A 26,492-nucleotide genomic window follows, 5' to 3' on the forward strand; every position below is an offset into this window, starting at 1 on the left:
ATGACGCAACCCCTGGACTCCCGGTGGGCCGTGCTGTGGGTCCATGAGGCCGCCCGGGTGGTCGCCGAGAACCGCACGCGCCTGATCGAACTCGACAGGGCCATCGGGGACGCCGACCATGGCGAGAACATGGACCGGGGCTTCAGCGCCGCCGTCGCCAAGCTCGATGCGGGGGAGGCCCCCGGTACGCCGGCGGCGGTACTCAAGCAGGTGGCCATGACACTGATGTCCACCGTCGGAGGCGCCGCCGGGCCCCTGTACGGGACGGCGTTCCTGCGGGCCGCGACCTTCCTGGGCGACGCGGAGGAGATCGACGCCGCGGCGGCCGCCGGGATGATCAGGGCCGCGCGTGACGGCATCGTCGCGCGCGGAAAGGCGGAGGTCGGGGACAAGACCATGGTCGACGCCTGGACCCCCGCCACCGACGCGGCCGAGACCGCCGCCCAGGCAGGTGCGAGCGCGTCCGATGTCCTGGCGGCGGCGGCCGCCGCGGCACACGCCGGAGCCGTCGCCACGGAACCGCTGATCGCCCGGAAGGGCAGGGCGAGCTACCTCGGCGAACGCAGTGCCGGGCATCGGGACCCGGGCGCGGAGTCGACGGCCCTCATCCTGCAGGTCGCGGCGGAGACCGCCGGAGGGCCGGTCGGATGAGCGTAGGCCTCGTCATCGTGTCGCACAGCGAGAAGATCGCGGAGGGCGTCGTCGAGCTCGCAGCCCAGATGGCACCCGACGTCGTCCTCGCGTCCGCCGGGGGAACGGGCACCGGCGCCGGGCCCGCCCGGATCGGCACGAGCTTCGACCTGGTCCAGGCCGCGATCGAGCGGGCGGACGGCGGCGACGGCGTCGTCATCCTCACGGACCTCGGCTCGGCCGTCATGACGGCCGAGATGGTGCTCGAGTTCCTCGAACCCGAGGTGCGGGAGCGGGTCCGCCTCGCGGAGGCGGCGCTCGTGGAGGGGGCCGTCGCCGCCGCGGTGCAGGCCCAGGGCGGTTCTCCCGTGGACGACGTCGTGCGGGCAGCCGAGGGTGCCGTCGTCTCCATCCGGCCCGAGGAGCTCGAACCCTTCGTGACACACGCCGCGGCAGCGCCGGGGGCCGGACCGTCCGCCGGCCAGGCACCGGAGGGGGACGCAGGACCGACGGCCCGCGGCTCGTGGACGCTGCCGAACCAGATGGGCCTGCATGCCCGCCCTGCGGCCACGCTCGCCACCGGACTCACGGACCTCGACGCGGAGATCACCGTGAACGGCGTCGACGGCAAGTCGGTCATGCTCCTGATGAGCCTCGGTCTCGGCCAGGGCCGGACGCTCACGGTCGAGGCCGTCGGCCCCGACGCGCAGGCAGCAGTGGACTTCGTGGGCAGGGAGGTCGAGGCGGGCTTCGGCGAACCGGCCTGACGGCGTCCCGCTCCGTCCTGCCCGGCCCGCTCCCGCGCTCGGGTGCCCCGTTCAGCCCGGCAGCCGGATCCCCTCGGCCAGTTCCTCGGCCAGGCCGTCGGCGAGGAGGCCGGCGAGGGCCCGTTCGAGCTGCTCGGTCGGTGCCCGCAGCCCGTGCAGGGCCGCCAGGGGGCCGGGCAGGGAGACGGCGGGACCGGTGGCGCCGTCGGACGATCCCATGCCGAGGTCCACGGGTGCTTCCAGCAGGAGGGGCCGCGGGACCGGGGCGTCGGCGTGCCGCAGCACGGCGACGATGGCGCCGCGCACCTGCCGGTCCGTCCCGGCCCAGGCCTGGCCCTTCGGGACGTAGTCCGGGGCGGGCCGTCCCGCGGCCACCCAGGCGCAGGCGTCCAGCACGGGACAGGCGTCGCACTGCGGGGCCCGGGCCGTGCACACGACGGCCCCGAGTTCCATCACGGCGGCGTTCCACCGGACGGAGAGCGCCGCCTCGCGGGGCAAAAGTGCCACGGCGCGCTTCGTCTCGGCGACCGTCAGCGCCGGGGCCGGTAGGGCGCTGCCCCCGACGAGGCGCGCGTGGACCCGGCGGATGTTCGTGTCGACGACGGTCTCGCGCCGGCCGAACGCGAAGGCGGCCACCGCGGCTGCGGTGTAGGTGCCCACCCCGGGCAGGGCCAGGAGGTCGTCGTAGGTCGAGGGGACGGCGCCGCCGTGGCGCTCGAGGATGGCGGTTGCTGCGGCGTGGAGGCGCAGGGCGCGCCGGGGGTAGCCGAGGCGCCCCCAATGCCGCACGGCGCTGCCGGAGGGTTCCGCGGCGAGGTCCGCGGGGGTGGGCCAGCGGTCGAGCCACTCGTGCCAGACCGGGAGCACCCGGACCACGGGGGTCTGCTGGAGCATCACCTCGCTGACGAGGACGCCCCAGGGGGAGCAGCGGGCATCCCGCCACGGAAGATCACGCGCCGAGGCGGTGAACCAGTCGGTCACCCGGCTGTGCAGTGCGGCCAGGGTGGTCGGTGCCGCGCCGATCGCGTCCGTCGGTCGTGCGGGACCGGCGGACGTCGCGGTGCCGGGTTCCATGGGTGCTCCTGGGTTCTTGTCCTGAATACTCTATCCACCGGCGCGGTGCCCGGAAGAACGGAGGACCCCCTAGCCTTGATGGATGGAATCCACGGAGCATGGCACGGGACCGACAGGCGGCGGTGGGCGGCGGCCCAGCCCCGGCGTGTACCGGCGGCGGCGCCTGGCGGTGACCATCCTGGCGCTCCTGGTCGTGGCGGCGCTCGCCGTCGGGGGTGCTGTCGCGACAGGGCTCTTCGGCCGGCAGGACACCGCGGACGGTCCGCCCGCGGCCGGGTCGACGACCTCGCCGACGGGCCCCGCCTACTCAGCGAGCCGGACGCCTCCGAGCGCGAGTGCGTCGACGAGTGCTGCTTCCTCCTCGGCGCCGGCATCCCCCCGGGCCGGTGCCACTGCCGGCGGGAGCCCGTCGGCGTCGGACAGGTGCGATCCCGCCGACGTGGTGGTCGTCGCCGAGACCGACGAGCGCACCTACTCCCCGGAGGAGGCCCCGGTCCTGTCCCTGGTCATCCGCAACGGGGGGACTGCGGCGTGCACCGTGAACGTAGGTACCTCGCAGATGGAGTTCGTCCTCACCCGGGGCGCGGACCGCGTCTTCTCGTCGGTCGACTGCCAGGAGTCCTCGGAGGATCTCGACCGCGTGATCGAGCCCGGCGGCGAGGAGCGGGCGACCTTCGAGTGGGCACGCAACCGCACGGTCCCCGGATGCACCGTCGTGGAGGAGGAGCCGGCCAAGGGCAGCTACACCCTGACCACGCGGCTGGGTGCGAGGAGCAGCCCTCCGGTGACGTTCACGCTGCAGTAGGCCGGCAGCCGCGCCGGGTGGCGCAGCGGCCTACATGAAGCGGTCGAGGAGGCTCGTCTCGGCGATGCGCGACAACCCCTCACGGACCGTCCGTGCGCGCTGCTCGCCGATGCCGTCGACGGCCATGAGGTCCTCGATGTTGGCGGCCATGAGGTTCTGCAGGCCGTCGAAGTGCTCCACCAGCCGGTTCGCCACGGCGGGCGGCATGGCCTTGATGCCGGAGAGCAGCCGGTAGCCCTTCGGCTGGATGACCGCCTCCAGCGAGTCCAGGGAGGGATTGAAGCCCAGCACGCTCGCGATGGTGCCGAGGTCGATGAGGTCCGCGGAGCTGAAGCCCTGCAGTTTCGCCACGCGCTCCTCGACCGGCGCGGTGCTGTTGCCGAGGTCCATGTAGTCGCGCAGCACCATCTCGCTGCCGGGGCCGAGGCCCGTGGTGAGCTCCTCCACCTGCAGCGAGAGCAGGCGGCCGTCGACGCCGAGTTCCAGCACGTACTGCGAGATCTCCTCGGAGATCCTGCGCACCATCTCCTGGCGCTGCAGGGTGACGGCGACGTCGCGCACCGTGACCATCGCCTCGATCTCCAGGGCGGACAGCGAGCTGGTGACCTGGTCGAGCCGCGCGCGGTACCGCTCGAGGGTGGCCAGCGCCTGATTGGCCCGGGCGAGCACCGGCTCGGAGCCCTCGAGGACATGGCGCAGGCCGTCGATGTACAGGGCGATGATCTGCATCGACTGGCTGACGCTGATCACAGGGAGGCCGGTCTGCTTCGCGACCCGCTCGGCGGTGCGGTGGCGTGTCCCGGATTCCTGCGTCTCGATGGTGTGGTCGGGCACCAGCTGCACCGCGGCGCGGAGGATCTTGCTCGCGTCCTTGTCGCAGACGATCGCGCCGTCCATTTTCGCGAGTTCGCGCAGGCGCGTGGGGGAGAACTCGATCCCGATGTCGAATCCGCCGGAACAGATGGAATCCACCGTGCGGTCGAAGCCGAGGACGATCAGCGCACCGGTCCGTCCCCTCAGGATTCGCTCAAGACCGTCGCGGAGGTGCGTGCCCGGGGCTACTCTGGCGAGGGTGGCTTTGAGCGCGTCCTCGGGAGTCCGAACCATGGCCCCATCCTTTCACCGCCCGCGCTCCTGAAGGCCCGGCGCAGTCGGGCGGCTGCCGTCGAACCCGGACGGTGGTCGAACCCCGGGCGGCGGGCAGCGGCTCCCGGCATAACGCCGGGGCCGCACCCAATACTACCGGCGCGCACAAAATCTTCCGTACCCACCGCAGACGCAGAACCGTAACACACCCGCGTCCCGCGGCCGAGCCGCGGGCGTACCTCAGAACAGCAGCGCCAGGGCCTCCGCGAGCGTGGAGACCTCCCGCACCGAGAAGCCCTTCGGCACCGGCTCCGTACCGGCAGGCGAGGCGGGGACGATCGCATGCGTGAAGCCGAGACGCTGAGCCTCCTGGATGCGCCGGCCGATGCCCGGGACCGGGCGCACCTCGCCTGCGAGGCCCACCTCCCCGAACGCCACGAGCCGCGCCGCCAGCGGATGGTCCGTCTTCGCGGAGGCGATCGCCAGCGCGACGGCGAGATCGGTGGCGGGCTCGGTCAGCCGGACCCCGCCGACCGTCGCGACGTAGCTGTCGTCCTTGTGCAGGCTGACCGACGCGCGGCTCTGCAGGACGGCCAGCAGCATCGCGACGCGGGAGCTGTCGAGCCCGCTGGTGGCACGCCGCGGCTGCGAGTTCGGCGACTCGGCGAGCAGGGCCTGGACCTCCGCCAGGAGCGGGCGCCGGCCCTCCAGCGTCACCGTGATGCACGTGCCCGACACGGGGTCCTTGGTGCGGGACACGAAGAGGCCGCTGGGGTCGGCCAACCCCTCGATACCGCTGTCCGTCAGGTCGAAGCATCCCACCTCGTCCGTGGGCCCGTACCGGTTCTTCACCGCGCGCAGGAGGCGGAGGCGGGAATGACGCTCGCCCTCGAACTGGCACACGACGTCGACGAGGTGCTCGAGGAGCCTCGGTCCGGCGATGGAGCCGTCCTTGGTGACGTGCCCCACGAGCAGCGTGGTCATCCCCCGCGCCTTCGCCGCCCCGATGAGCGACGCCGCGACCTCCCGCACCTGCGTCACCCCGCCCGCGCTGCCGTCCACCGCGGCGCTGCTGAGCGTCTGCACGGAGTCGACGATGAGCAGCGCGGGGTCCACCTTCTCCACCTGGCCGAGCGCCTGGCCGAGATCCGTCTCCGCGCTCAGGTACAGGGAGTCGGCGACGGCGTCGATCCGGTCTGCCCGCAGCTTCACCTGGGCCGCCGATTCCTCACCCGTCACGTAGAGGACGTTCTTGCCGAGCCGTGCGACCCGCGCGGCGACGTCGAGGAGGAGGGTGGACTTGCCGACGCCCGGTTCGCCGGCGAGGAGGATCACGGCGCCGGGCACCAGTCCGCCGCCGAGGACGCGGTCCAGTTCGTCGATCCGGGTGGGCTGGTACCCGGAGAGCGTCGCGTCCACCTCGGCGATCCGCCGGGCCGGCGTCGTGACCGCCGTGGCGGCAGTGGTGCGCGCGACGACCTGCCCGGTCTCCTCGACGGTGCCCCACGCCTGGCACTCGCCGCAGCGACCCACCCACTTGGCGGTGGTCCACCCGCATTCGGCGCAGCGGTAACCCGGGGTGTTGTTGCGGCCCGCACGTGAGGCGGGAGAGGTCTTCGTGGCCATGCTGTCAGGCTACCGGCGCCCACCGACAGCCCCGGCCACGCCGGCGGTCCTCAGAGCCGCGGCAGGTAGTCGGCGGCGTCCTCGTGCGGGAGTCCCGTGGCGCTGAGGAGGTCCACGATGAGCGGCCGGAAGAGGAGTACGAGGCCCTCGCCCTCGAGGCGGCTGATGTGGAGGGTCCTGGGGTGGAGGTCCGTCGCGACGGCCGCCAGTTCGTTGCGTGCCTGCCGCAGATTGAGGCGCCGCTCGGCAGGATCGCCGGCCGACAGTGCGCGGCTCAGCACGTCGACGGCGTCGGCCGTGTCCTCGAGGGACTGGCTCAGGGCGTCGATCGCCTCGTCGGTGAGCGCCGCGTGGTTGATGACGGAGGTCAGGCGGCGGGAGAACACGCGGCTGTTGCGGATGGCGAGGTCGATCGAGTCGATGGCCTCCCCCAGGGAGCCGAGTTCCTCGCGGTGGCGCCGGTGCGCGGGGGAGATGCGTGCCACCTCCCGGGCGGCCTTCATGCTGCCCGTCAGGCCGTCCAGCTGGGACTGGCAGTTCCGCGCACGGATCAGCGCGTGCCATGCCAGCGTGGAGTCGCTCTTCCGGAGGGCCGAGGCGCCGTCGCGGAGCACTCCGGAGAGTTCGTCCAGGAGCCCACGCACGTTCGTCTTCGGCTCGCGGCGCGGGTCGCGGGGCAGGAACACGGTGATCACGAGCGCGAACAGGCCACCCACGATCGCGTCGGCACTCCGCGTGAACGGCCCGCCCTCCGGCGCCGGGAGCAGCACCACCAGCAGCGACTGCAGTCCGAGCTGCGTCGTGAAGATGGTCCCGCTGTCCAGGAACCGGGCCAGCAGGATCGAGATGAACAGCACGAGGGCGGCCTGCCACAGACCGGTGCCGAACAGGGCGAGCAGGAGATCCCCCACGGCGATCCCGAGGGTGCAGCCGATCGCCACCTCGAGGACGCGCCGCAGGCGGGGATCCCGGGAGAAGCCCAGCGAGATCATGGAGGACGTCGCCGCGAACAGCGGTCCGTTGTGACCCAGGACCTGCTCCGCGAAGGCATAGGCACCCACCGCGCAGACGGTCATCTGCAGGGCGGGGACCACGGAGTTGGCGCTGCGCTTGAAGCCGATCCGGGAGCGCTTGCGTAGGAAGTCCAGCGTGGTGGACATTCCCTGGCGCGGCGGCATGGACCCAGTCTAGGAGGTGCGCCCCGCACCGGGGCGCCACCCCTCCAGCCACGACCCGGCGGACCGGCGGGGCAATGGACCGGCGCTGTTCACCTTCCGTTAATGTTCTTTGGTCAGTCTCTTCACTTACGCTGCCTAGCTTCGATGGAGTACAGGAACGCGTACATCTCTCGAGCGCCGTCCGCGCATCGATGAATTGATCCCTGGAAGGGGCAAAATCTAGTGAAGGTTCTTCGCTTTGGCCGCGCTGCGGCAGTTATCTCTGTAGCCGCGCTGGCGCTGACCGCATGTGGTTCCGACAACGCCACGGGCGAGACCCCCGCATCCGAGGGCGGCAACGCCTCTGAGGGCGCGGCTGCAGTCAGCGGCACTCTGACCGGAGCAGGTTCTTCCGCCCAGAACGCGGCGATGACGGCCTGGCAGGAAGGGTTCTCCTCGGCCAACAGTGGCGCCACCGTGCAGTACTCGCCGGACGGTTCCGGCGCGGGCCGTGAGGCCTTCCTCGGGCAGGCCGCCCAGTTCGCGGGCTCCGATGCCTTCCTCGACGACGAGGAGTACGAGGCCTCGAAGGAGTTCTGCGGCCCCGACGGCGCGATCAACATCCCCGTCTACGTCTCCCCGATCGCCGTCGCCTTCAACCTCGAGGGTGTCGATTCCCTGAACCTCGACGCCGCGACCATCGCGTCGATCTTCCGCGGCGAGGTCGCCACCTGGGACGCCGAGCCCATCGCCTCGCAGAACCCGGACGCCGAGCTTCCCAGCACGCCGATCACCGTGGTGCACCGCTCCGACGACTCGGGCACCACCGAGAACTTCACCGAGTACCTCGCCGCGGCCGCTCCCGACGTCTGGACCGACGAGGCCGACGGCGCGTGGCCGGCCGCTTATGTTGCCGAGAACGCCCAGGGCAACAACGGCGTCGTCTCGACGACCACCAGCACCGACGGTGCCATCACCTACGCCGACGCGTCTGTCGTCGGTGACCTCGGTCAGGTGTCCGTGAAGGTCGGCGAGGAGTACGTGCCGTTCAGTCCCGAGGCTGCGGCGCTGGCCGTCGAGACCGCGACCCCCGTCGAAGGCCGCTCCGACGTCGACATGTCCCTCGAGCTCGAGCGCGACACCACCGAGTCGGGCGCCTACCCGGTCGTCCTCGTCTCCTACCACATCGTCTGCAGCACCTATGAGGACCAGGAGACCGTCGACCTCGTCAAGGCCTTCGAGACCTACGTGGTCAGTGAAGACGGTCAGCAGACCGCCGAGGGTTCCGCAGGGAACGCTCCGATCTCCGACAACATCCGCATGGATGCCGAGGCCGCGATCGAATCCATCACGGTGGCCTCCTAACCGATGCTGATGCCCCGTCCGGTTTCCCTCGGGAATCGGACGGGGCTGTCCACTGTCCGGGGTCCTGCTCGATGGGGACGCGTAGTCGAGATTCCCGTACCGTGAAACTGTTCTGAGCGCGCAGCGCCCACCACCACCCGCTATGAAGGATTCCCCGTGTCGACCAACACCCTGACCAGAAGTGACGTGGGAGGGAAGTCCGGAGACAAGATCTTCTCCGGGGCCACCCTCGCGGCAGGCTGCCTCATTCTTGCGATCCTCTTCGGCGTCGCACTGTTCCTCGTTGTCGAGGCGCTCCCGATCTTCGGCGCGGATCCTGCGGACATCACCGGTGGTGAGGGCTTCGGGGCCTACATCTTCCCGATCGTCATCGGGACGATCATCGCGGCCTCGATCGCCCTCCTGATCGCGACGCCCCTCGGGATCGGCGTCGCGCTCTTCATCTCGCACTACGCGCCGCGGCGCCTCGCCCAGGGCTTCGGCTACCTGGTGGACCTCCTCGCGGCGATCCCGTCCGTCGTCTACGGGGCCTGGGGATACGCGGTCCTCGCCCCGCAGCTCGCCATCGGCTACGGCTGGCTGGCGGAGAATCTCGGCTGGCTGCCGATCTTCGAAGGTCCCGCGAGCCAGACCGGGCGCACCATCCTGACGGCCGGCATCGTCCTGGCCGTCATGGTGTTGCCCATCATCACCTCCCTCAGCCGGGAGATCTTCCTGCAGACCCCGACACTCCACGAGGAGGCGGCGCTGGCCATGGGTGCTACGCGGCTCGAGATGATCCGCATGGCCGTCCTTCCCTTCGCACGGGCGGGCATCGTCAGCGCGGCGATGCTGGGCCTCGGCCGGGCGCTGGGAGAGACGATGGCCGTCGCGCTGGTCCTCTCCGGGGGGGCGCTCACGGCGAGCCTCATCCAGTCGGGCAACCAGACGATTGCCGCTGAGATCGCCCTCAACTTCCCCGAAGCCTTCGGCCTGAGACTGAGTGAGCTCATCGCTGCCGGCCTGGTGCTCTTCGTCATCACCTTGGCAGTCAACATCATCGCGCGCTGGATCATCAGCCGCCACAAGGAATTCTCAGGGGCAAACTGACATGAGCAGCTCAACACTCCAGAAGCGGCGCTCGCAGCTGACGAAGGGCAGGATGCCCGGGTACGTCGTATGGGTGGTCCTGGCTGCCGCGGTCGTCTTCGGCGCAGCAGTCTCCGCCCTCATCGGATTCAACGTGATCGTCTGGGCCATCCTGACCGCGGTCTTCTTCGTCGCCGGTGCCACGATCATCACGGCGGCCTTCGGGGGCACCCGCAAGGCCTCCGACTCCCTCATGACGTATCTCGTCTACGGCTGCTTCATCGTCGCCCTGCTTCCCCTCCTGTCGGTCATCTGGACGGTCCTCGTGCGGGGCCTGCCGGGGTTGTCCTACGACTTCCTCTTCACGTCGATGAGCGGCGTCACGGGAGCCACCGACAATGCGTCGGCGGAGAACGGGACGCCCGTCCTGGGTGGCGCCTACCACGCCATCATCGGGACGCTCCAGATCACTTTCTGGGCGACGCTCATCTCCGTTCCCATCGGATTGATGGCGGCCGTATACCTCGTCGAGTACGGGACCGGCGGACGGCTCGACCGCGCAATCACGTTCTTCGTCGATGTCATGACCGGCATCCCGTCGATCGTCGCGGGCCTGTTCGCGGCGGCGTTCTTCGGACTGCTGTTCGGTCCTGGAACCCGGACGGGTTTCGTGGCGGCCGTCGCGCTGTCCGTGCTGATGATCCCTGTGGTGGTCCGCTCCACCGAGGAGATGCTGAAGATCGTCCCGAACGAGCTCCGTGAAGCCGCCTACGCACTGGGGGTCCGCAAGTGGCGGACGATCGTGAAGGTCGTGGTGCCGACAGCCATCTCGGGCATCGCCTCCGGAGTGACGCTCGCGATCGCGCGGGTCATCGGGGAGACGGCGCCCATCCTCGTCACGGCGGGCTTCGTGAGTTCGATCAACACGAACGTGTTCGGCGGCTGGATGAGCACCCTGCCGACGTTCATCTATTATCAGATCCTCACGCCGACGTCCCCCACCAGCATCGATGCCAGCACCCAGCGCGCCTGGGCGGCGGCGTTGATCCTGATCGTGATGGTCATGCTCCTCAACCTGGCCGCCCGTCTCATCGCGCGCGCCTTCGCTCCGAAGACCAGTCGATGACGCCAACTCCCGGCTCGATCCAGACCTCTCCCAAGACCGGCCGCTGACAGCACGCGGTTACTACCGATAAGGAAGCAATGTCCAATCGCATCGACGTCAAGGACTTGAACGTCTACTACAGCAAGTTCCTTGCCGTGGAGGACGTCAACATCAACATCGAGGCACGTTCGGTGACGGCGTTCATCGGCCCCTCGGGCTGCGGCAAGTCCACCTTGCTCCGCACGCTCAACCGCATGCACGAGGTCATTCCCGGTGCCCGCGTGGAGGGGGAGGTGTTGCTCGACGGTGACAACCTGTACGACTCGGATGTGGACCCGGTGACAGTGCGCGGACGGATCGGCATGGTCTTCCAGCGCCCCAACCCGTTCCCCACGATGTCCATCCGCGACAACGTGCTGGCGGGCGTGAAGCTCAACAACAAGCGCATCAGCAAGTCGGATGCCGACGACCTCGCCGAGAAGTCGCTGCGCGGCGCGAATCTGTGGAACGAGGTCAAGGACCGCATGGCGCGTCCGGGCTCGGGACTCTCCGGCGGACAGCAGCAGCGCCTGTGCATCGCCCGCGCCATCGCGGTCTCGCCCCAGGTGATCCTGATGGACGAGCCCTGCTCGGCGCTGGATCCCATCTCCACGCTGGCCATCGAGGACCTCATCAACGAGCTCAAGGCCGAATACACCGTGGTGATCGTCACGCACAACATGCAGCAGGCGGCGCGCGTGTCCGACAAGACGGCGTTCTTCAACATCGCCGGAACGGGTATGCCGGGCAAGCTCATCGAGTACGGGGAGACCACTGCGATCTTCAACAACCCCGCCGTGAAGGCCACCGAGGACTACGTCTCCGGCCGGTTCGGGTAGGCGCACCCCGGCAGCAGGCGGTACGACGACGGCGGCTCCTGAGGGGGCCGCCGTCGTCGTGTCCGGTGATCGCGGGCCGCCCGGTGCCGACCTACAGGAGCGGGCTGAGGGCCAGGAAAAGGACCGCTCCGAGGAGGGCGGTGGCGGGGGCCGTCGCGAGCCATACGCCGAGGATCCGGATCACCCGCGGACGCTGGACGGAGGCGAACCGCTGGTTCGCGCCGGAGCCGACGATCGCCGCGGCCATCGTATGCGTGCTGGACAGAGGCATGTGGAGGGAGATGGCACCGACGAACAGCATCGCCGAGCTCACGCCCTGCGCCGCCATGCCCCGCAGCGGGTCGATGTGCACCAGGCGGTTGCCGAGCGTGTGGGTGATCCGCCACCCGCCGAAGAGGGAGCCCGTCGCCAGGAGCACGGCGGCGAACAGCTGGACCCACAGGGGCATCTCGGATCCGGCCGCGTAGCCCGAGCCGACCAGGGCCAGCAGGATGACCGCCATGGTCCGCTGCCCGTCCTGGAGCCCGTGCCCCAGTGCGAACGTCCCGGCCAGGACGGACTGCGCCATGCGGTTCCCGTTGTTCACCTTCGCCGGTGACCCGTGGCGCAGCAGCCACGTGGCGGGGAACACCGCCGCGTAGGCGAGGAGGTACGCGACGATCGGTGAGAGCACGAGGGGTATCGCGATCTGCAGCAGCAGTGTCTCGCCCGCACCGCTCATCGCGGGCCCGTTCGTCAGCTGCGACGCGGCTCCCGCGCCGAGGATGCCCCCGAGGAGCGCGTGGGTCGACGACGACGGCATGCCGCGATACCAGGTGATCACGCCCCAGAGGCAGGCCGCGAGCAGCGCCGCCATGAGGATTCCGAGCCCGGTCGGCCCGGAGGGGAGGCCGATGGCGGCTTCCGTGAAGAACAGCGCCAGCGCCGTGCCGAGCAGTGCTCCGACGAAGTTGAAGAGGGCTGCGAGCAGGACGGCGACCGTGGGCGTGAGCGCGCGGGTCCGCACGGCGGCAGCCACCGAGTTGGACACGTCGTGGAAGCCGTTGAGGAAGGCGAATGCGCCTGCAGCGATGACCACCGCGCCGAGGAGGAGCGGCTCCACCTACGATTCCTTGACGAGGATGCTGCCCACCTGGGTTGCCACCCGCCGGATGTCCCGGGTGACGTCGACGAGCTGGTTGGCGACGTCGCGGTGCCGCGCGTAGACGAGCGGCTTGTGGTCGGTGAGGAGCTCGGCGCACCAGCTGCGGTGCGTCCGTTCGGCGCGCCGGGCCAGCCGCAGGATCTCGATCCAGTACTCCTCGAGGTCGTCCATCGAGTTCAGGCGCTGCATGGCCACCGCGGTCAGCTCGGCCTGCCGGTTGATCACCTCGAGCTGGTCGGCGGCCCGGTGGCTGAGCTTGCTCAGCTTGTACAGGGCGATCAGCTCCCCGGCGCCGTCGAGCTTCTCGATGGCCTCGTTGAGCAGGCGGGACAGGGCATACAGGTCCTCGCGCGGCAGCGGGTTGATGAAGGAGGTCCGCATGGAGGTCAGGAGGGCGAAGTGGAGGTCCGTCGAGGCCGATTCGTGCTGGTGGAGCTCCTCGGACAGGCGGTCATACTCCTGGGTCGAGGCGCCGAGGATGGCGGACATGGTCCCCACGCCGAGCACGAGCTGCCGGGCCATGCGGGAGAGGAGTTCAAGCCCAGCGTTCTCCTGCGGGAAGAGGCGTAGTTTCACTAGGTCTTCCTCAAAGGGACACGGGCCGTCAGCAGGCCGACGACGGCCTCGCTGGATGCGGGAGGGCAGAGTAGTGGCGTCGAACCGGGAGCGCCTCTCGGCGGAAGGCCGCTCGAAGCGGCTGAGTGTTGAAGCCCGGGGGTTCCACGGTCCGACGCCGACTTAAGTCTTGCCCCCACCGGAGCCGCTGTCAACATCCCCTCCGGGAAGGGGGTTCAGTCGAGCTCCCCGCGCCGCCAGGACGCCGCGGCGTGCTCGAGATCCTCGGCCGTCTTGATGAGCTGGTGCGAATTGCGGGTGAGCTTCGTGGCGTGGGGGCCGTTGCCGACCTCGGCGTCGTCGGCGTGGTTCGCCTGTCCGAGCGCGACGACGCGGCAGAACGCGGCGAAGCGTTCGAGCGCGACGTCGAACTCCCCCTCGAACGCCCCGGACAGGATGGTGTCGGCCATGGCGGCCATCTCCACCGCACCCGGTGGTTCGGCGACGCCGGCCACGACCTTCGAGACCTGCGCGGCCTCCTTGCCCGAGGCGAAGTACGAGGCCATGCGCTCCGGGTTCTGCTGGGTGGCCGCGCGGAGCGCGTAGAGGCGCCACAGGGCGCCGGGCAGGGACCGCGGCGGACTTGCCGCCCACATCTCCGCGATCGCATCCAGGCCCTGCTGGTCGGCGAGTTCGACGAGCCGGCGCGTCACGTCCGGATCGTCGGAGTCGCGCCCGTGATGCACCAGGGCGTGGGCGGCCATGTGGGCTGCCTCCGAGACCCTCGACGGATCGATTCCCCCCGCGAAAACCTCGAAGTCCGCGGGGGCGAATGGCTTCGGCTTATGGGGCCGCGGGCTGTTGTTCCTGTATTCGCCGTCCATGGAACGAGGATACTCCTGAGCGATTTCAGGCAGGAAGGCGGGAGCCCCGGGGCAGTCCTCGGGGCGGGGACGATTGCGATAAAGTAAGCGGGTCGGCGCCCGACGACGGCATCCATGATGCGACGTCCGGGTGCGTCGCGCGGGCCCTTAGCTCAGTTGGCTAGAGCAACGGACTTTTAATCCGTGGGTCGTGGGTTCGAGCCCCACAGGGCCCACCCGCAGGTGGAGAGGACCCCGGCCCGGCCGGGGTCCTTCTTCATGTCCGGTCCGCGGAGCAACCATCCCTCTCCCCGTGATATCGGCACCCGAGGAGCGGCGCCCCCCGGGGGCATGAAGTCTCCACCCCTTCGGGGATTGACTCGGGGCGCCCGCTCGTTTGAACTGGTAGGAGTTGGTACCGGTGGGTGTGCCGAGAGCCTGCCGAGCCGCAGCGGAGAGGGATTCATGGACGCCGTCGCCCTGATGGGTAGCCTGGCCGCCTGTGCCGCCATGGTGGGTGCCGCCGCGCTGACCGCGTGGCGCGTCGATGCCGTCTCCCGGCGCGGCGGTGAGGCGGACGACCCCTTCTGGCTCGCTTTCGGCGGGGCGGTGGTCATCGCCGGGGCCGGCGTCGTCGCCGCAGCCCTCGGAGCCGCATGGCCGGCGTTCGTGGTGGGCGTCGCCTCCTCCACGGCAGCCGTCGCCTGGACCTGGCGCCGCCATGACCAGCGGCACCGCCGCGCCGAGGAATCGTCGCGGGAGGCAGCCAGGAAGGACCTGCAGCGCCGCCACGACGACGTGCTGCGGCGGTGGGCGGACTACGACGTCGATCCGGGCAAGGCCATCCACTACCCGGGCATGCACGACTCCGGGAACCCTGCCGTACGCCCCGTGGTGCGGGCCGTCCGCGCGGCAGGGTCGGCCCGCGACGCCGTCATGTCCTCGCCTGGCGACGAGGCCGGGGAGGCGAGGTATGCGACGGCGGTAGCCCGGCTGGAGCATGCGTTCGCTGCGGCCGAGCGGGACCTCGGCGCCCTCGAGCCGCGACGCCCGGGACGGCATCGGGCCATCCCGGGCCGACCCTGAATCGTTACCTCCGGGCCTGCCCCCGGACGCTTTCCGCGGCTAGGCTCAAGTTACCCGAGCGAACAGTTTGGGGGAGGGCGAGACCGAGGGGCCACGTCACCCTGCCGACCCGAGGAGGAAAGTGGTGCGACTCCTGGCGCGCTGCGTCACCGGCCTGCTGGCCGTCTCGCTCCTCGTGGCGCCCGCACCCCTCGCCGTCGCGAATCCGGCGGACGATACGCGCACCGTCCTCTCCGGTAGCGGCCGGGGCACCGGGCAGGAGATCCGCTTCGCCACGTACAACGCGAGCCTGAACCGGTCCTCGGCCGGCGAGCTGGTACGGGACCTGGGGACACCCGGCAACGCGCAGGCGAGGGCCATCGCCGAGGTCCTCCAGATCAACCGTCCGGACGTGGTGCTCCTCAACGAGTTCGACTACGTCCCGGGGAACCGGGCCGCCGACCTGTTCGACCAGAACTACCTGTCGGTCGGCCAGAACGGCAAGGCCCCGCTCGACTACCCCTACGTGTACACCGCGCCGTCGAACACCGGCGCTCCCAGCGGGTACGACCTCGACAACGACGGCTCGGTGGGCGGCGCGGACGACGCCCTGGGCTTCGGTGCGTTCGAGGGCCAGTACGGCATGGTCATCTACTCCAGGTACCCGATCCTCACGGAGTCGGTGCGGACCTTCAAGGACTTCCTGTGGAAGGACATGCCCGGTGCGCTGCTTCCCGACAACCCGGCCACGAAAGCCCCGAGGGACTGGTACTCCGCGAGCGAGCTCGCCGTGCTCCCGCTGTCCAGCAAGTCCCACTGGGACGTGCCGGTGAGCGTGGGCGGGAAGACCGTCCACGTCCTGGCGAGCCACCCCACCCCTCCCGTCTTCGACGGTGCGGAGGACCGCAACGGCCGGCGCAACAGCGACGAGATCCGCTTCTGGTCCGACTACATCACCGGCGGGACCGACGCCTCCTACATCTACGACGACGCCGGGACGACCGGGGGCCTCCAGCGCGGTGAACGCTTCGTCGTGATGGGGGACCAGAACAGCGACCCGCTCGACGGCGACTCGCAGGCCGGGTCGATCGACCAGTTGCTCGGCAACGAACTGGTCCGGGATCCGCTGCCGTCGTCGAACGGTGCCATCGAAGCGTCGGCGTTCCAGGGCGGCGCCAATGCCGGCCATGGAAGTGATCCCCGCTTCGACACCGCGGACTTCGAGGATCTCGACGCCGGCAACATCCGGGCCGACTACGTCCTCCCGTCCCGCACACTGCGGGTCGCGGCTGCAGGGGTGTTCTGGCCGCGGGCGGGCATGCCCGGGTCGGAACTGACCGGGATCTTCCCCTTCCCCACGAGTGACCACCGCCTGGTCTTCGTCGACGTCACGCTGCACGGCATCCGCCGGCGCTAGCCAACCGACCGGTGGACGCCTCTTGTCCCGCCGCTTCGGCCGGGTGTACGGTCGTGGACATGAGGACACTTCTTTTCCAGTAGGTGAGCAGGCTTCGGCCGAGCTCCACGCCACTTGTCGATGACACCCTCCAAGGGCGCCCACTGAATCTGTCCGGTCCTCCCAGCACGCGCGCCGCAGGTCTTCCTGCGTCCCGCCCACTGACTGCCCAGACGCGTTCCGCGGGCGTCCGCACCCGAAAGGAACACCATGACCAGCACGCCCCAGAACCACCAGCCCCAGGATGACGCGTCGGCCGACGCCGCCGGCAGCACTCCCATGGCGCCCGGCGCCCGGAAGCTGCAGGACGACCCCCGCGCGCAGCTCGCGTTGGCGAAGAAGAACCACGCCGCCAGTCCCGCCGCCGCGACCGGGGCCGGCCACGCCAAGGCCGCGCACGAGAGCAGCAAGCAGGGGAAGAAGGAGAAGAAGGTCCGCTGGTAGGCCCCGCGGGGCGGCCGAAGCCGTCCAGCCGCGGGCTGCCGCTTAATTGGAGCTGGCTCCGAGTTCTGCGTATGGGGGAATCGCAGAACTCGGAGCCAGCGATCTCAGTATACTTCGACTGGAGACCGGAAAGTCCAATCGAAAGGTGATGATGGCCGTCACAGCCAAGGCGTTCCAGCTGTGGCGTTCCCGAATCGCACCCGAGGACACCGTGACCGATCTCTGCAGGGTCGCGGGCATCAAGCGGTCCACCCTCGCCCAGCAGCTCGTCCGGGGCAAGGTCTCGGTGCCGACCATCGTGGCCATCGCCCGCGCCTACGGGCTCCCGCCCGCGGAGGCACTCGCCGAGTTCGAGGGCTACGGCGACCTCCCGGCCGGCATCCGGACGCCCACCGACGCGGAACTCGTGAGCCAGGTCTCGCACATCGACATCCTTCGACTGCTGGTGGCCCGCAGCGAGGACACGGAGTGCGCGGGGACGGATCTGCAGCTGAACCTCGCACCCTTCCCGCACAGGAACTCGGTGCGGGCCTGGATCGAGGCGATCGATCCGGGTGACATCCGCCAGCAGCTGGCGGCCAGTACCGGTGTGGCCCGCCAGAACCTGTCCGCGCAGCTCACGGCGGGCCGGCTCGCACCCGAGATCGCCATCCAGGCCGCCAGGATCGCCGGCGTCTCCCTCACGAGCGGGCTCGTGGTCACCGGGCTGCTGACACCGCACGAGGGGGGCTGGCCGGAGGACGGGCGTGCCCGCGCCCTCTGCGGGCTGAGCGACCTCGAGCTCGTCTTCCTCGCCCGCGACCGCCTCGACGTCCTCGGCAAGCAGATCCGGCGGGCCGAGCTCGACGACGGCAAGGACCGCGCACTGTGGGAGAACCTCGGATGAATGCGATGACGATTCAGTGGGCCGCACTCGGCCTGTGCTCGGCCGGTGCCGCAGTCCGTATCCCCGGTCTGCGTGAAGGTCGGGGACGCACCATGTTCGTGGCGCTGGCGCTTCTCACCTTCGCCGTCGGCCTGTCGATCGACCCGATCTACGTGGCGGTGGATGCGGCCCTCGGCGGAGTCAACATCGCGAACCTCCTGCTACGGCTGGCCCTGTACGCCGTGTTCCTCCTCTTCGGTATCCGGATGGCAGCGGCATTCGGGTCCACCCGCGCGCGGCGCCTGATCGTGGGACCCTTCGGCCTGTCGATCGTGGCCCTGACCGTCGCCGCGACGCTCTACTTCTTCGTGTCCAGTGAGCTCGAGGGAAGCTCCACCGGCCTGCATGCCTTCGGGGAGCAGGACACCGTGCAGCAGTATGCCGCCGTGGGACGGCTCTATCCGGGGTATGTGGCCGCCTGCCTCGTGATCCCGGCGGCGCTGTCGGCCTTCGATCGGCATGCGCGGATCGTCCACCGCTTCGCGTGCGCCCTCGTAGCCTTCGGTAACGCGCTCGTCGTGGTGTTCGTGCTGCTGAGGCTCACCCCCCTGGACCTGAGGTACTGGGACATCCTCCTGCCGTTCTCGGCCATCCTGCTGACCGTCCTGGGCCTCTGCCTGATCTGGGTCAGCCACACCGTCGGCAGGAAGAGCGCCCGCTCCGCGAACAAGCTCGCGTAGAACCCGTTACCGATCGGCCCCGATTGCACTCCGTGCAGGAAAAGTGACGTGATATGTCCCGCGGGTATTCACGTTTCCATGATCGTGTGAGAAAATTATGATTATGTAACTGCCGCTTTCCGTGGGGGGTCAGCGGATCGTTACCCGGCAGGCGGGCGCTTCCATCAGAACGGATGGACTCACCTGCTGGTCCCATGCTGGGGACGCAAAGAAGGGCACCACCCGCCACGTATGCACGGCGGATGGTGCCCTTTTCGTTGTGGTGCAGGCTATGCGGCGTCGTGGTCGGTCTCGATGATGCGGGCCAGGGCCTCGAGTGCGCTCTCGGCACCGTCACCCTCGGCGCGCAGGACGACGACGTCGCCGTGCGAGGCGCCGAGGCTCATGAGGGAGAGGATGCTCGACGCGTCCATGGCCTCCTCGGCGGGCTCGCCGTCCATCGCGATGGTGACCTCGAGGGGAAGCTCGCCCGCTGCCTCTGCGAAGATCGATGCCGGGCGGGCGTGCAGCCCCACGCGGCTCGCGACGGTTGCCTTGCGTTCTGCCATGATGTGCTCCTTTGTGGTGAATGGGTCCCAGTACAGCCAAGCCGACTGTGGGTCAGGCTGCAACCGGCTCTGCGGCGGGGGTCTCCGTCTTGCGGGTCGCGTAGCGCTTGAGGGCGACCACCGCGAGGGCCGAGATGACCGTGCCGACCGCGATCGCGACCAGGAACATCGCGAAGTTGCCGATCGCGAAGAAGACGAAGAAGCCGCCGTGCGGGGCCTGCGAGGTGACGCCGGTGGCCATGACGATGGCTCCGGTGGCGGCAGACCCGAGCAGGGATGCCGGGATGACGCGCAGCGGGTCGGCTGCCGCGAACGGGATGGCACCCTCGGAGATGAAGCTGGCGCCCAGCAGCCAGGCGGCCTTCCCGTTCTCCCGTTCGGGTGCGGTGAAGCGGTTGCGGTCGATCACGGTGGCCAGGGCCATGGCGAGCGGTGGCACCATGCCGGCGGCCATGACGGCCGCCATGATCTGCAGGGGCGCCACGTTGTCGAGCGACGCGGCACCGAGTCCGGCGACGGCGAAGGAGTAGGCCACCTTGTTCACGGGGCCGCCGAGATCGACGGCCATCATGAGTCCGAGAATCACGCCGAGGCCGATGGCCGCCGTGCCGGTCAGCCCGGACAGCCAAGCATTGAGGCCCGCGGTGAGTGCGGCGATCGGTCCGCCGAGCAGGAGGAACATCAGGCCGGACGCCACGATGGACGCCACGAGCGGGATGATGACCACCGGCATGAGGCTGCGCAGCCAGCGAGGCACGGACAGGCGGCCGATCATCATGGCGGTGTACCCGGCGAGCAGGCCGCCGACGATACCGCCGAGGAAGCCTGCGCCCATGAAGCCTGCCACGGCGCCGGCGACGAAGCCGGGGGCGATGCCGGGGCGGTCCGCCAGGGCGTACGCGATGTAGCCGGCGAGGGCCGGGACGAGGAACCCGAGCGACAACTGGCCGATCTTGAAGGCCACGGCCCCGAGGTACTCGCCGAGGCCTCCGGCCGGCAGGTTCGTGAGGCTGTTCTCGAGGACCACGGCGTCCGCGGTCTCGGTGATCAGGTAGCCGCCCAGGAGGAAACCGAGGGCGATCAGCAGACCGCCACCGGCGACGAACGGGATCATGTAGCTGACACCGGTGAGCAGGGCGCGCTTCAGCGTGCTGCCGACGCTGTCCCGGCCGCCGTCGTCGTCCGACTGCTGGCCGTCGGCCGTGCCGGTGACGCGCCGGGCGTTCGGGTTCCCGGCCGCGGCGAGGGCTTCCTCCACCATCTCGCCGGGCTCGTCGATGCCGCGCTTGACGGGCGAGTTGACGACGGGGAGGCCGGCGAAGCGCTGCTTGTCGCGGACGTCGACGTCGACGGCGAAGATCACGGCGTCGGCTGCGGCGATGACCGCGGGGTCCAGCGGCGTGGCGCCGGAGGAACCCTGGGTCTCGACCTGGAGGTCGATCCCGCGCTCCTTGGCTGCCGCGACGAGGGAGTCGGCGGCCATGTAGGTGTGGGCGATGCCGGTGGGGCAGGCGGTCACGGCCACGAGGCGCCGTACCCGGGTGTCCGTGGCACGCGTGTGGTCGACGGCGGGTCCGGTGGTGTCGGTCCCGGCGGGCGAGGTGCCGAGCGTGGCTGCGGCCTCGCTCGAGCGGGAGCCGGCGGCGGACGCGGCGGGAGCGCCGGTGGAATGGGCTCCGGCGGCCGGCGCGTCACCGAGGCCGAGGGCACCGTTGACGAGGGCGACGACGTCGGCCGGCGACTGCGCGGCGCGCAGCGAGGCGGTGAAGTCCTTCTTGATCAGTGACCGCGCGAGCTTGGACAGCAGTTTCAGGTGCTCCTGGTCCGCGCCGTCGGGCGCAGCGATGAAGAACACGAGGTCCGCCGGGCCGTCCTTGGCCCCGAAGTCCACGGGTGGTGACAGGCGTGCCATGGCGAGGGTCGCCTCCGAGACGGCCGTGGAGCGGCAGTGCGGGATGGCGATGCCGCCGGGTATGCCGGTCGAGGTCTTCTCCTCCCGGGCCAGTGCGTCGGCGTACAGGCCGTCGACCTCCGTGGAGCGGCCCTCGGCGGCGACCCGCTCCGCGAGGTGGCGGATCACCGAGGAACGGTTCTCCCCCAGGTCCTTGTCCAGAGCCACGAGCTCCGGGGTGATGATGTCGGACATCAGAATTCCTCCTGTTGGGGCCCTGCGATGGACCCGATTGCGCTCGGTACGATCACGGCCTGCGTGATCTTCAGGGGTGTGACCGCGACGACGGTCGGCGTCGTCTGGTCGAGGGATGGGACGGTGGACCCGGGAAGGGCAGCGGCCGCCGATCCGTGGGCGACGGCCTGGCGCAGGCAGTTCTCGGGACGTTCTCCTGCAGAGTGCGCCAGCAGGTAGCCGGCAAGCGCGGAATCGCCCGCGCCGACCGTGGAGCGTGCCGTGACCGGCGGGTGCACGGCGTGCCACGCTCCCGCGTCCGTCACGAGCAGGGCGCCCTTGGATCCAAGGGTCGCCAGAACCGCTCCCACCCCCGCGGTGACGAGCACCGCGCAGGCCTTCGCGGCCAGTTCATGGTCCTGCTCGAGCTCGTCGCCCGTACCGATGCCGGTCAGCTCGCTGAGTTCCTCGGCGTTCGGCTTCAGCAGGTCAGGAGCCGGGACGCCGGCAGCGGCCTCGATCAGGGGCTCACCGCTCGAGTCGATCGCGATCAGGGGTGCCGCCGGCCCGTACGCCTTCCGCACCGCAGCGGTGACCGTCGTGTAGAAGGTGGGCGGGACCCCGGGGGGCAGGGACCCGGCGAGGACCAGCCAGTCCGCGCCGTCGCTCTCCGCGACCACGACCGCGAGGAGTTCCTCGAGGCTGCCGGGGGAGAGTTCGGGCCCGGGTTCGTTGATCTTCGTCGTCGTGCCGTCGGGCTCGGTGACCGCCGTGTTGATGCGGAGCCCGGCGCCGATCGGCAGGTTGCGGAAGGGGAGGGAGATGCTGCGCAGGTTCGCGAGGACCGGATCGTCGTCGTCGCCGGGCAGGATGGCGAGGGTGCGGACGCCGGACATCGCGAGGGCGCGGCTCACGTTCACGCCCTTGCCACCCGCCTCCTGCACCACGTGGATGGCGCGCTGGACGGCTCCGCGCACGAGGGGCTCGCTGAGCCCCACGGTGCGATCGATGCTCGGGTTCGCGGTGAGGGTCACGATCACGCGACGATCACCTCCACGTCGGCGTCGGAGAGGGCCTCGACGAGGGGTCCTCGGGGTGTTCGGTCGGTGATGAGGGCATCGATATCCTCCAGGTTGGCGAAGCTGGTCAGGGTCTCTTCGTCGAACTTCGACGAATCCGCCAGGAGCACCACGCGCCGGGCGGAGCGGACGATGGCGGTCTTCACGGCCGCCTCGTCCACGTCGGGCGTGCTGAGGCCGAAGCCGGCCGCGAGCCCGTTGGCGCCGATGAAGGCGATGTCCGCGCGAAGGCGGGAGAAGAAGGCCACGGTGCTGCTGCCGACGGCGGCGCTCGTCAGGGCGCGGACGCGGCCGCCCACGAACTCCACGCTCAGACCGGCACCGGAGATCAGAGCGGCGATAGGGACGGAGTGGGTGACCACGGCCAGACCCGCGTGGCCTTCCTCGACGAGCAGGTCGGCCAGGGCGCCGGTGGTGCTCCCCGCATCGAGCACGACGGCGCCGGTCGCGGGAAGGAGCGCGAGGGCCGCCTGCGCGATGCGCCTCTTCTCCGGGGAGTGCTGCGCCGAGCGGCTGGTCAGGCTCGGTTCGTTCGTCGTCGCGCCGCTCCCGGCGATGGCGCCTCCATGGACGCGGCGCAGGACGCCGTCGTTCTCGAGGAGCGCGAGGTCCCTCCGGACGGTCTCCTTGGTGATACCGAAGCGCGAGGAGAGCCCCGCGACGGTGACGCGACCGTCGGCGGAGACCAGGCTGCTGATCTGGCGATACCGCTCTTCCGCGAACATGGGGACTCCGTCGTCGGTGCCGTCGGTCGGCCGAGGCATGTGGCTTTATCTTTGTTTGAGTGACTCTATCTTTGGTTTGGTGTGACGTCAAGCACTTTCGGCGTGGTGGATGGACTCCGTGCCTGACGGGCGCAGGGAGGCGCAGACAAGGAAGGCCGGGACATCGTCCCGGCCTTCCTGGAGGGGTGTGGGGCTAGAGCCCCGCGTCGCGTGTCTCGTTGCGCGTGATCGTCTCACCCGTGTGGGGATCGACGATGGATCGCGACTCCGAGACCCGGTTCTGGCGGCGCGGGGCCGCGAGGACGAGGGAGGCGATCAGGCCCAGCACGCCCACCGCCATGAGGATGTACCCCACGAGGTTGATGTCGACGATGCTGATGACGTCGGCCTGAATGGCAAAAGCGAGAATTGCACCGAGTGCAATAAGAAAGATCGAAGAACCGATTCGCATTGGTAATACTCCTTCAGTGTGGGCTGGATGGGAGTTTCATTGGAATTCCCCAGCGGTTTCACTTCCAGTGCCACCCACTCCCGGGACGGCCCGCCTGCGGTCATCCTACGGCGTGGTACGGCGCGCCCGTCGGAGGCGAGACGGCATCCGGCGGTGAGGTCCATAACAATCCGGGAAAGATTTACCTACACCCTGCTAAGCAGGGTTAGCAAGGTGGCAGGATTGCACCCTAAGCAGACTGATGAAGTACACTTAAGGCGAGTTGCACCCCGGTGCATCGAACTATCAGGTAGCGCGCTGCCCTGGCGGCGTCGCGAATATCACTCAAGGAGCATTTTTATGGGAATTTTTGGTTGGCTTATTCTGGGCCTTCTCGCCGGTGCGATCGCAAAGCTGATCCTCCCGGGCCGTCAGGGTGGCGGATGGATCATCACGCTCGTCCTCGGCGTCGTCGGAGCCCTTCTGGGCGGATTCATCGGTAGCGCGATCTTCGGTGTCGGAGTCGACAGCTTCTTCGACCTGTCGACCTGGCTGCTGGCCATCGGTGGCGCACTGATCGTGCTCGTCATCTACGGCGCCGTCACGGGCCGCAAGGGCTCGCGCGTCTAGTCAGCAGGACCGGCCGCACCATGGGGGAGCGGTTGTGGAACGGGCGTCATCGGTCACCGGTGGCGCCCGTTCCTGTTCTCCCGCCCCGTCGGAGGCGCTCTGCGCCGGCAGCAGAACCCCGTCCCGGCAGCGCACGCCCCACCTAGAATCATTGCCAGCAGCACACCGATCACCGGCGGAAGGACCACGATGTTTGGCCGTAACAAGGAGAACCCAGCCGTGAAGGCTGCGAACGGGACGCTGTTCGACAAGGACGGCAACCCGAAGCCCGCCATCCTCCGTGGCATCGAACGTGCCCTGGACATCCAGCGGCCCCTGATCATCGCCAACATCGACAGGCTCCGGCGCCGCCACCCGGAGGCCTCCCCCGCAGAGCTGACGCGGCTGCTCGAACGCGACTACCTGCGCGCGACGACGGTCGCCGGAGCCGCCGTCGGCGCGACCGCCGCCGTCCCCGCCGTCGGCACCCTCGCCGCACTCGGGCTGTCCGGTGCCGCGACGATCGGGTTCCTCGAGGCCACGGCGCTCTACGCCGAGTCGGTCGCCGAACTGCACGGCGTCCGCATCCAGGACCCCGAGCGGTCGCGCACCATGGTGATGGCCATCCTCATGGGCGAGGAGGGTACTGCACTCATCCGCTCCATCCTGGGGTCGTCCGCCGGGCAGGGTGCGCCCCAGTACTGGGGTCAGCTGGTCAACAAGTCCGCTCCGGCGTCACTGGTGAAGACCCTCACCGGGTCCATCCAGCGGCGGTTCGTCAAGAAGTTCCTCGCCAAGCAGGGCGGCTTCATGCTCGGGCGTGCCCTGCCGTTCGGGGTGGGCGCCGTGATCGGCGGAACCGGCAACCACCTCATGGGCAAGGCCGTCATCCGCACCACGCGCGAGGCGTTCGGTCCGCTGCCGCAGACCCTTCCGGGCGAGCTGGCGGAAGTGCTGCAGCTCCCCGAGCCGGACGCACGGAAGAAGCGGGCCTAACCGAAGATCGCGTGGGCGGCGGAGAAGATCAGCAGGCCGGCCAGGGAGCCGACCACGGTGCCGTTGATGCGGATGAACTGCAGGTCCTTGCCGACCTGCAGTTCGATCTTCCGTGACGTCTCCTCGGCGTTCCAGCGACCCACCGTCTCGGAGATGACACCGGCGATCTCGCTGCGGTAGGTGCGCACGGCGTAGGAAGCGCCGTCGGCGATCCACGTATTGACCCTGTGGGCGAGGTCGGCATCGCTCGTCAGCCGTGTGCCGAAGTCGCGTACAGCCGCCTTGAACTTCGACGTCAGTTCGCTGTCCGGATCGTTGACGGCCTCGAGGAGGGCGTTCTTGATGGTCGACCAGGTGCGCGCGGTGAGGTCGCGGACCCGCGGGTCGTCGAGCAGCTGACCCTTGATCTCCTCGGCCTTGGCGATCGTCTCGGGCTTGTGCTGCAGGTCCCGCGCCAGGTCCCTGAGGTACTTGTCGATGGCGATCCGGACATCGTGCTGCTGATCGTCCTGGATGGCGCGGATGAACTTCGACAGTTCCGCGTGCACGCGGTCACCCACGACCCCGTCGACGAGGCGGGGGACCCAGGTGGGGGACCGCTGGGCGACGACCCTGGTCACGACGGCATAGTTGGCGTCCACCCAGTCGGCGGCGCGGTCCACCAGCAGGTCCACGAGTCGGTGGTGGTGCCCGTCCGCGAAGACGCGTTCGGCGATGCTGCCGATCGGCGGGCCCCAGGGTGGATCCAGCAGGTGCTTCCGGACCATGGATTCGATCACGGACTGCACGGCGTCGTCGTTCAGGACCGTGAACATGCCGCGGATCAGCGCAGCCCCCTCCGCTGCCACCCGGTCGGCGCTCTCCGGTTTCGCGAGCCAGGCTCCGGCCTTCTGGGCGATGCGCGCCGAGTCCAGCTTGGCCCGCACCACGTCCTCGGAGAGGAAGTTCTCCTCCACGAACTGGCCGAGCGATTCGCCGATCTGGTCCTTCTTGCGCGGGATGATCGCCGTGTGCGGGATGGGGATGCCCATCGGGTGCTTGAAGAGGGCCGTGACGGCGAACCAGTCGGCGAGCGCGCCGACCATCCCGCCCTCGGCCGCCGCGCGGACGTACTGGAGCCAGGGATAGGTGTCCTGCAGCGCGAAGGCCACCACGAAGATCACCGCCATGAGGGCCAGCAGCCCGGTTGCGAGCATCTTCATGCGGCGGAGGGCGGCCGCCCGTTCCGCGTCGGTGTCGGTCATCTGCGCATTCACCCTCCAGAGTCTATCGACGGAGGCCTCCCGC

General features: G+C 69.7%; 27 protein-coding genes and 1 tRNA gene. 15 read left to right on the forward strand and 13 right to left on the reverse strand.

What is annotated here, in order from left to right:
* Both dhaL and dhaM read left to right on the forward strand, forming a co-directional pair.
* A complete protein-coding gene (dhaL, locus tag MWM45_RS00765; protein ID WP_247827703.1) occupies positions 1–651 on the forward strand; it encodes a dihydroxyacetone kinase subunit DhaL in 651 nt (216 codons plus the stop codon).
* Positions 648–1,397: a dihydroxyacetone kinase phosphoryl donor subunit DhaM gene (gene dhaM / locus MWM45_RS00770; protein ID WP_247827704.1), complete on the forward strand. Its 750-nt coding sequence runs from the start codon at positions 648–650 to the stop codon at positions 1,395–1,397. Before dhaL ends, dhaM begins: the two co-directional genes overlap by 4 nt.
* 51 nt (positions 1,398–1,448) lie before the next feature.
* Here dhaM and MWM45_RS00775 read toward each other — a convergent pair whose 3' ends face one another.
* Complete coding sequence (locus MWM45_RS00775) at positions 1,449–2,471, reverse strand: HhH-GPD family protein (protein ID WP_247827705.1); 1,023 nt, start codon at positions 2,469–2,471, stop codon at positions 1,449–1,451.
* An 82-nt stretch (positions 2,472–2,553) separates the two neighbouring features.
* On the opposite strand from MWM45_RS00775, the gene MWM45_RS00780 reads away from it, so the two are divergent.
* Positions 2,554–3,276 (forward strand): hypothetical protein, encoded by a 723-nt coding sequence (locus MWM45_RS00780; RefSeq protein ID WP_247827706.1) that lies wholly within the window; start codon positions 2,554–2,556, stop codon positions 3,274–3,276.
* Between the two features lie 30 nt (positions 3,277–3,306).
* Here MWM45_RS00780 and disA read toward each other — a convergent pair whose 3' ends face one another.
* The 3 genes from disA to MWM45_RS00795 all read right to left on the reverse strand — a co-directional run bounded on the left by disA (position 3,307) and on the right by MWM45_RS00795 (position 7,166).
* A complete protein-coding gene (gene disA, locus MWM45_RS00785) occupies positions 3,307–4,383 on the reverse strand; it encodes a DNA integrity scanning diadenylate cyclase DisA (RefSeq protein ID WP_247827707.1) in 1,077 nt (358 codons plus the stop codon).
* Positions 4,384–4,602: 219 nt separating this feature from the next.
* Complete coding sequence (gene radA, locus MWM45_RS00790; RefSeq protein WP_247827708.1) at positions 4,603–5,988, reverse strand: DNA repair protein RadA; 1,386 nt, start codon at positions 5,986–5,988, stop codon at positions 4,603–4,605.
* 50 nt (positions 5,989–6,038) lie between these two features.
* Positions 6,039–7,166, reverse strand: a complete 1,128-nt coding sequence (locus MWM45_RS00795; protein WP_247827709.1) for an FUSC family protein — start codon at positions 7,164–7,166, stop codon at positions 6,039–6,041.
* A 222-nt stretch (positions 7,167–7,388) separates the two neighbouring features.
* Here MWM45_RS00795 and pstS point away from each other — a divergent pair, with 222 nt between their 5' ends.
* The 4 genes from pstS (at position 7,389) to pstB (ending at position 11,561) form a co-directional block, all read left to right on the forward strand.
* Positions 7,389–8,510 carry a phosphate ABC transporter substrate-binding protein PstS gene (gene pstS / locus MWM45_RS00800; protein ID WP_247827710.1) on the forward strand — a complete coding sequence of 374 codons (1,122 nt, stop codon included), beginning with the start codon at positions 7,389–7,391 and terminating at the stop codon, positions 8,508–8,510.
* Between the two features lie 156 nt (positions 8,511–8,666).
* Complete coding sequence (gene pstC, locus MWM45_RS00805) at positions 8,667–9,599, forward strand: phosphate ABC transporter permease subunit PstC (protein ID WP_247827711.1); 933 nt, start codon at positions 8,667–8,669, stop codon at positions 9,597–9,599.
* A 1-nt stretch (position 9,600) separates the two neighbouring features.
* Positions 9,601–10,704: a phosphate ABC transporter permease PstA gene (pstA, locus tag MWM45_RS00810; RefSeq protein WP_247827712.1), complete on the forward strand. Its 1,104-nt coding sequence runs from the start codon at positions 9,601–9,603 to the stop codon at positions 10,702–10,704.
* 77 nt (positions 10,705–10,781) lie between these two features.
* Positions 10,782–11,561 (forward strand): phosphate ABC transporter ATP-binding protein PstB, encoded by a 780-nt coding sequence (pstB, locus tag MWM45_RS00815; RefSeq protein ID WP_043442895.1) that lies wholly within the window; start codon positions 10,782–10,784, stop codon positions 11,559–11,561.
* A gap of 91 nt (positions 11,562–11,652) precedes the next feature.
* On the opposite strand, the gene MWM45_RS00820 is transcribed toward pstB, so the two are convergent.
* The 3 genes from MWM45_RS00820 to MWM45_RS00830 all read right to left on the reverse strand — a co-directional run bounded on the left by MWM45_RS00820 (position 11,653) and on the right by MWM45_RS00830 (position 14,144).
* Entirely contained in the window at positions 11,653–12,663 is a 1,011-nt protein-coding gene (locus MWM45_RS00820) for an inorganic phosphate transporter (RefSeq protein ID WP_247827713.1), read from the reverse strand.
* Positions 12,664–13,281, reverse strand: a complete 618-nt coding sequence (locus MWM45_RS00825; protein ID WP_247827714.1) for a DUF47 domain-containing protein — start codon at positions 13,279–13,281, stop codon at positions 12,664–12,666. It abuts the gene before it with no gap.
* Between the two features lie 215 nt (positions 13,282–13,496).
* Complete coding sequence (locus MWM45_RS00830; RefSeq protein WP_043442903.1) at positions 13,497–14,144, reverse strand: hypothetical protein; 648 nt, start codon at positions 14,142–14,144, stop codon at positions 13,497–13,499.
* A 141-nt stretch (positions 14,145–14,285) separates the two neighbouring features.
* Between MWM45_RS00830 and MWM45_RS00835 the strand changes: the two genes are divergently transcribed.
* From MWM45_RS00835 to MWM45_RS00860, 6 genes are all read left to right on the forward strand, one after another.
* Positions 14,286–14,359 (forward strand) — tRNA-Lys (locus MWM45_RS00835).
* A 229-nt stretch (positions 14,360–14,588) separates the two neighbouring features.
* Positions 14,589–15,209: a hypothetical protein gene (locus MWM45_RS00840; protein ID WP_247827715.1), complete on the forward strand. Its 621-nt coding sequence runs from the start codon at positions 14,589–14,591 to the stop codon at positions 15,207–15,209.
* Between the two features lie 121 nt (positions 15,210–15,330).
* Positions 15,331–16,605 (forward strand): endonuclease/exonuclease/phosphatase family protein, encoded by a 1,275-nt coding sequence (locus MWM45_RS00845; RefSeq protein WP_418909712.1) that lies wholly within the window; start codon positions 15,331–15,333, stop codon positions 16,603–16,605.
* 249 nt (positions 16,606–16,854) lie between these two features.
* Complete coding sequence (locus tag MWM45_RS00850) at positions 16,855–17,088, forward strand: hypothetical protein (RefSeq protein WP_247827716.1); 234 nt, start codon at positions 16,855–16,857, stop codon at positions 17,086–17,088.
* 148 nt (positions 17,089–17,236) lie between these two features.
* Positions 17,237–17,974, forward strand: a complete 738-nt coding sequence (locus MWM45_RS00855) for a helix-turn-helix domain-containing protein (RefSeq protein ID WP_247827717.1) — start codon at positions 17,237–17,239, stop codon at positions 17,972–17,974.
* A 5-nt stretch (positions 17,975–17,979) separates the two neighbouring features.
* Complete coding sequence (locus tag MWM45_RS00860) at positions 17,980–18,693, forward strand: hypothetical protein (protein ID WP_247827718.1); 714 nt, start codon at positions 17,980–17,982, stop codon at positions 18,691–18,693.
* 269 nt (positions 18,694–18,962) lie between these two features.
* Here MWM45_RS00860 and MWM45_RS00865 read toward each other — a convergent pair whose 3' ends face one another.
* The 5 genes from MWM45_RS00865 to MWM45_RS00885 form a co-directional block, all read right to left on the reverse strand.
* Positions 18,963–19,241, reverse strand: a complete 279-nt coding sequence (locus MWM45_RS00865; protein WP_043442914.1) for an HPr family phosphocarrier protein — start codon at positions 19,239–19,241, stop codon at positions 18,963–18,965.
* A gap of 52 nt (positions 19,242–19,293) precedes the next feature.
* Entirely contained in the window at positions 19,294–21,387 is a 2,094-nt protein-coding gene (locus tag MWM45_RS00870; RefSeq protein ID WP_247827719.1) for a PTS fructose transporter subunit IIABC, read from the reverse strand.
* Positions 21,387–22,406 carry a 1-phosphofructokinase family hexose kinase gene (locus tag MWM45_RS00875; RefSeq protein ID WP_247827720.1) on the reverse strand — a complete coding sequence of 340 codons (1,020 nt, stop codon included), beginning with the start codon at positions 22,404–22,406 and terminating at the stop codon, positions 21,387–21,389. The genes MWM45_RS00870 and MWM45_RS00875 overlap by 1 nt, the downstream gene beginning before the upstream one ends.
* Positions 22,403–23,170 carry a DeoR/GlpR family DNA-binding transcription regulator gene (locus MWM45_RS00880; RefSeq protein ID WP_247829290.1) on the reverse strand — a complete coding sequence of 256 codons (768 nt, stop codon included), beginning with the start codon at positions 23,168–23,170 and terminating at the stop codon, positions 22,403–22,405. Before MWM45_RS00880 ends, MWM45_RS00875 begins: the two co-directional genes overlap by 4 nt.
* Before the next feature lie 193 nt (positions 23,171–23,363).
* Positions 23,364–23,621 carry a DUF6458 family protein gene (locus tag MWM45_RS00885; RefSeq protein ID WP_247827721.1) on the reverse strand — a complete coding sequence of 86 codons (258 nt, stop codon included), beginning with the start codon at positions 23,619–23,621 and terminating at the stop codon, positions 23,364–23,366.
* 339 nt (positions 23,622–23,960) lie between these two features.
* Here MWM45_RS00885 and MWM45_RS00890 point away from each other — a divergent pair, with 339 nt between their 5' ends.
* A complete protein-coding gene (locus tag MWM45_RS00890) occupies positions 23,961–24,230 on the forward strand; it encodes a GlsB/YeaQ/YmgE family stress response membrane protein (RefSeq protein WP_043442922.1) in 270 nt (89 codons plus the stop codon).
* A gap of 219 nt (positions 24,231–24,449) precedes the next feature.
* Positions 24,450–25,205, forward strand: coding sequence for a hypothetical protein (locus MWM45_RS00895; RefSeq protein ID WP_247827722.1), 756 nt, complete (start codon positions 24,450–24,452; stop codon positions 25,203–25,205).
* Here the strand turns inward: MWM45_RS00895 and MWM45_RS00900 are convergent.
* Positions 25,202–26,449, reverse strand: a complete 1,248-nt coding sequence (locus MWM45_RS00900) for a DUF445 domain-containing protein (protein ID WP_247827723.1) — start codon at positions 26,447–26,449, stop codon at positions 25,202–25,204. The two genes, MWM45_RS00895 and MWM45_RS00900, sit on opposite strands and share 4 nt — an antisense overlap.
* Positions 26,450–26,492 lie beyond the last annotated feature (43 nt).

The sequence above is a fragment of the Arthrobacter antioxidans genome (genome assembly GCF_023100725.1).
GTDB lineage: Bacteria > Actinomycetota > Actinomycetes > Actinomycetales > Micrococcaceae > Arthrobacter_D > Arthrobacter_D antioxidans.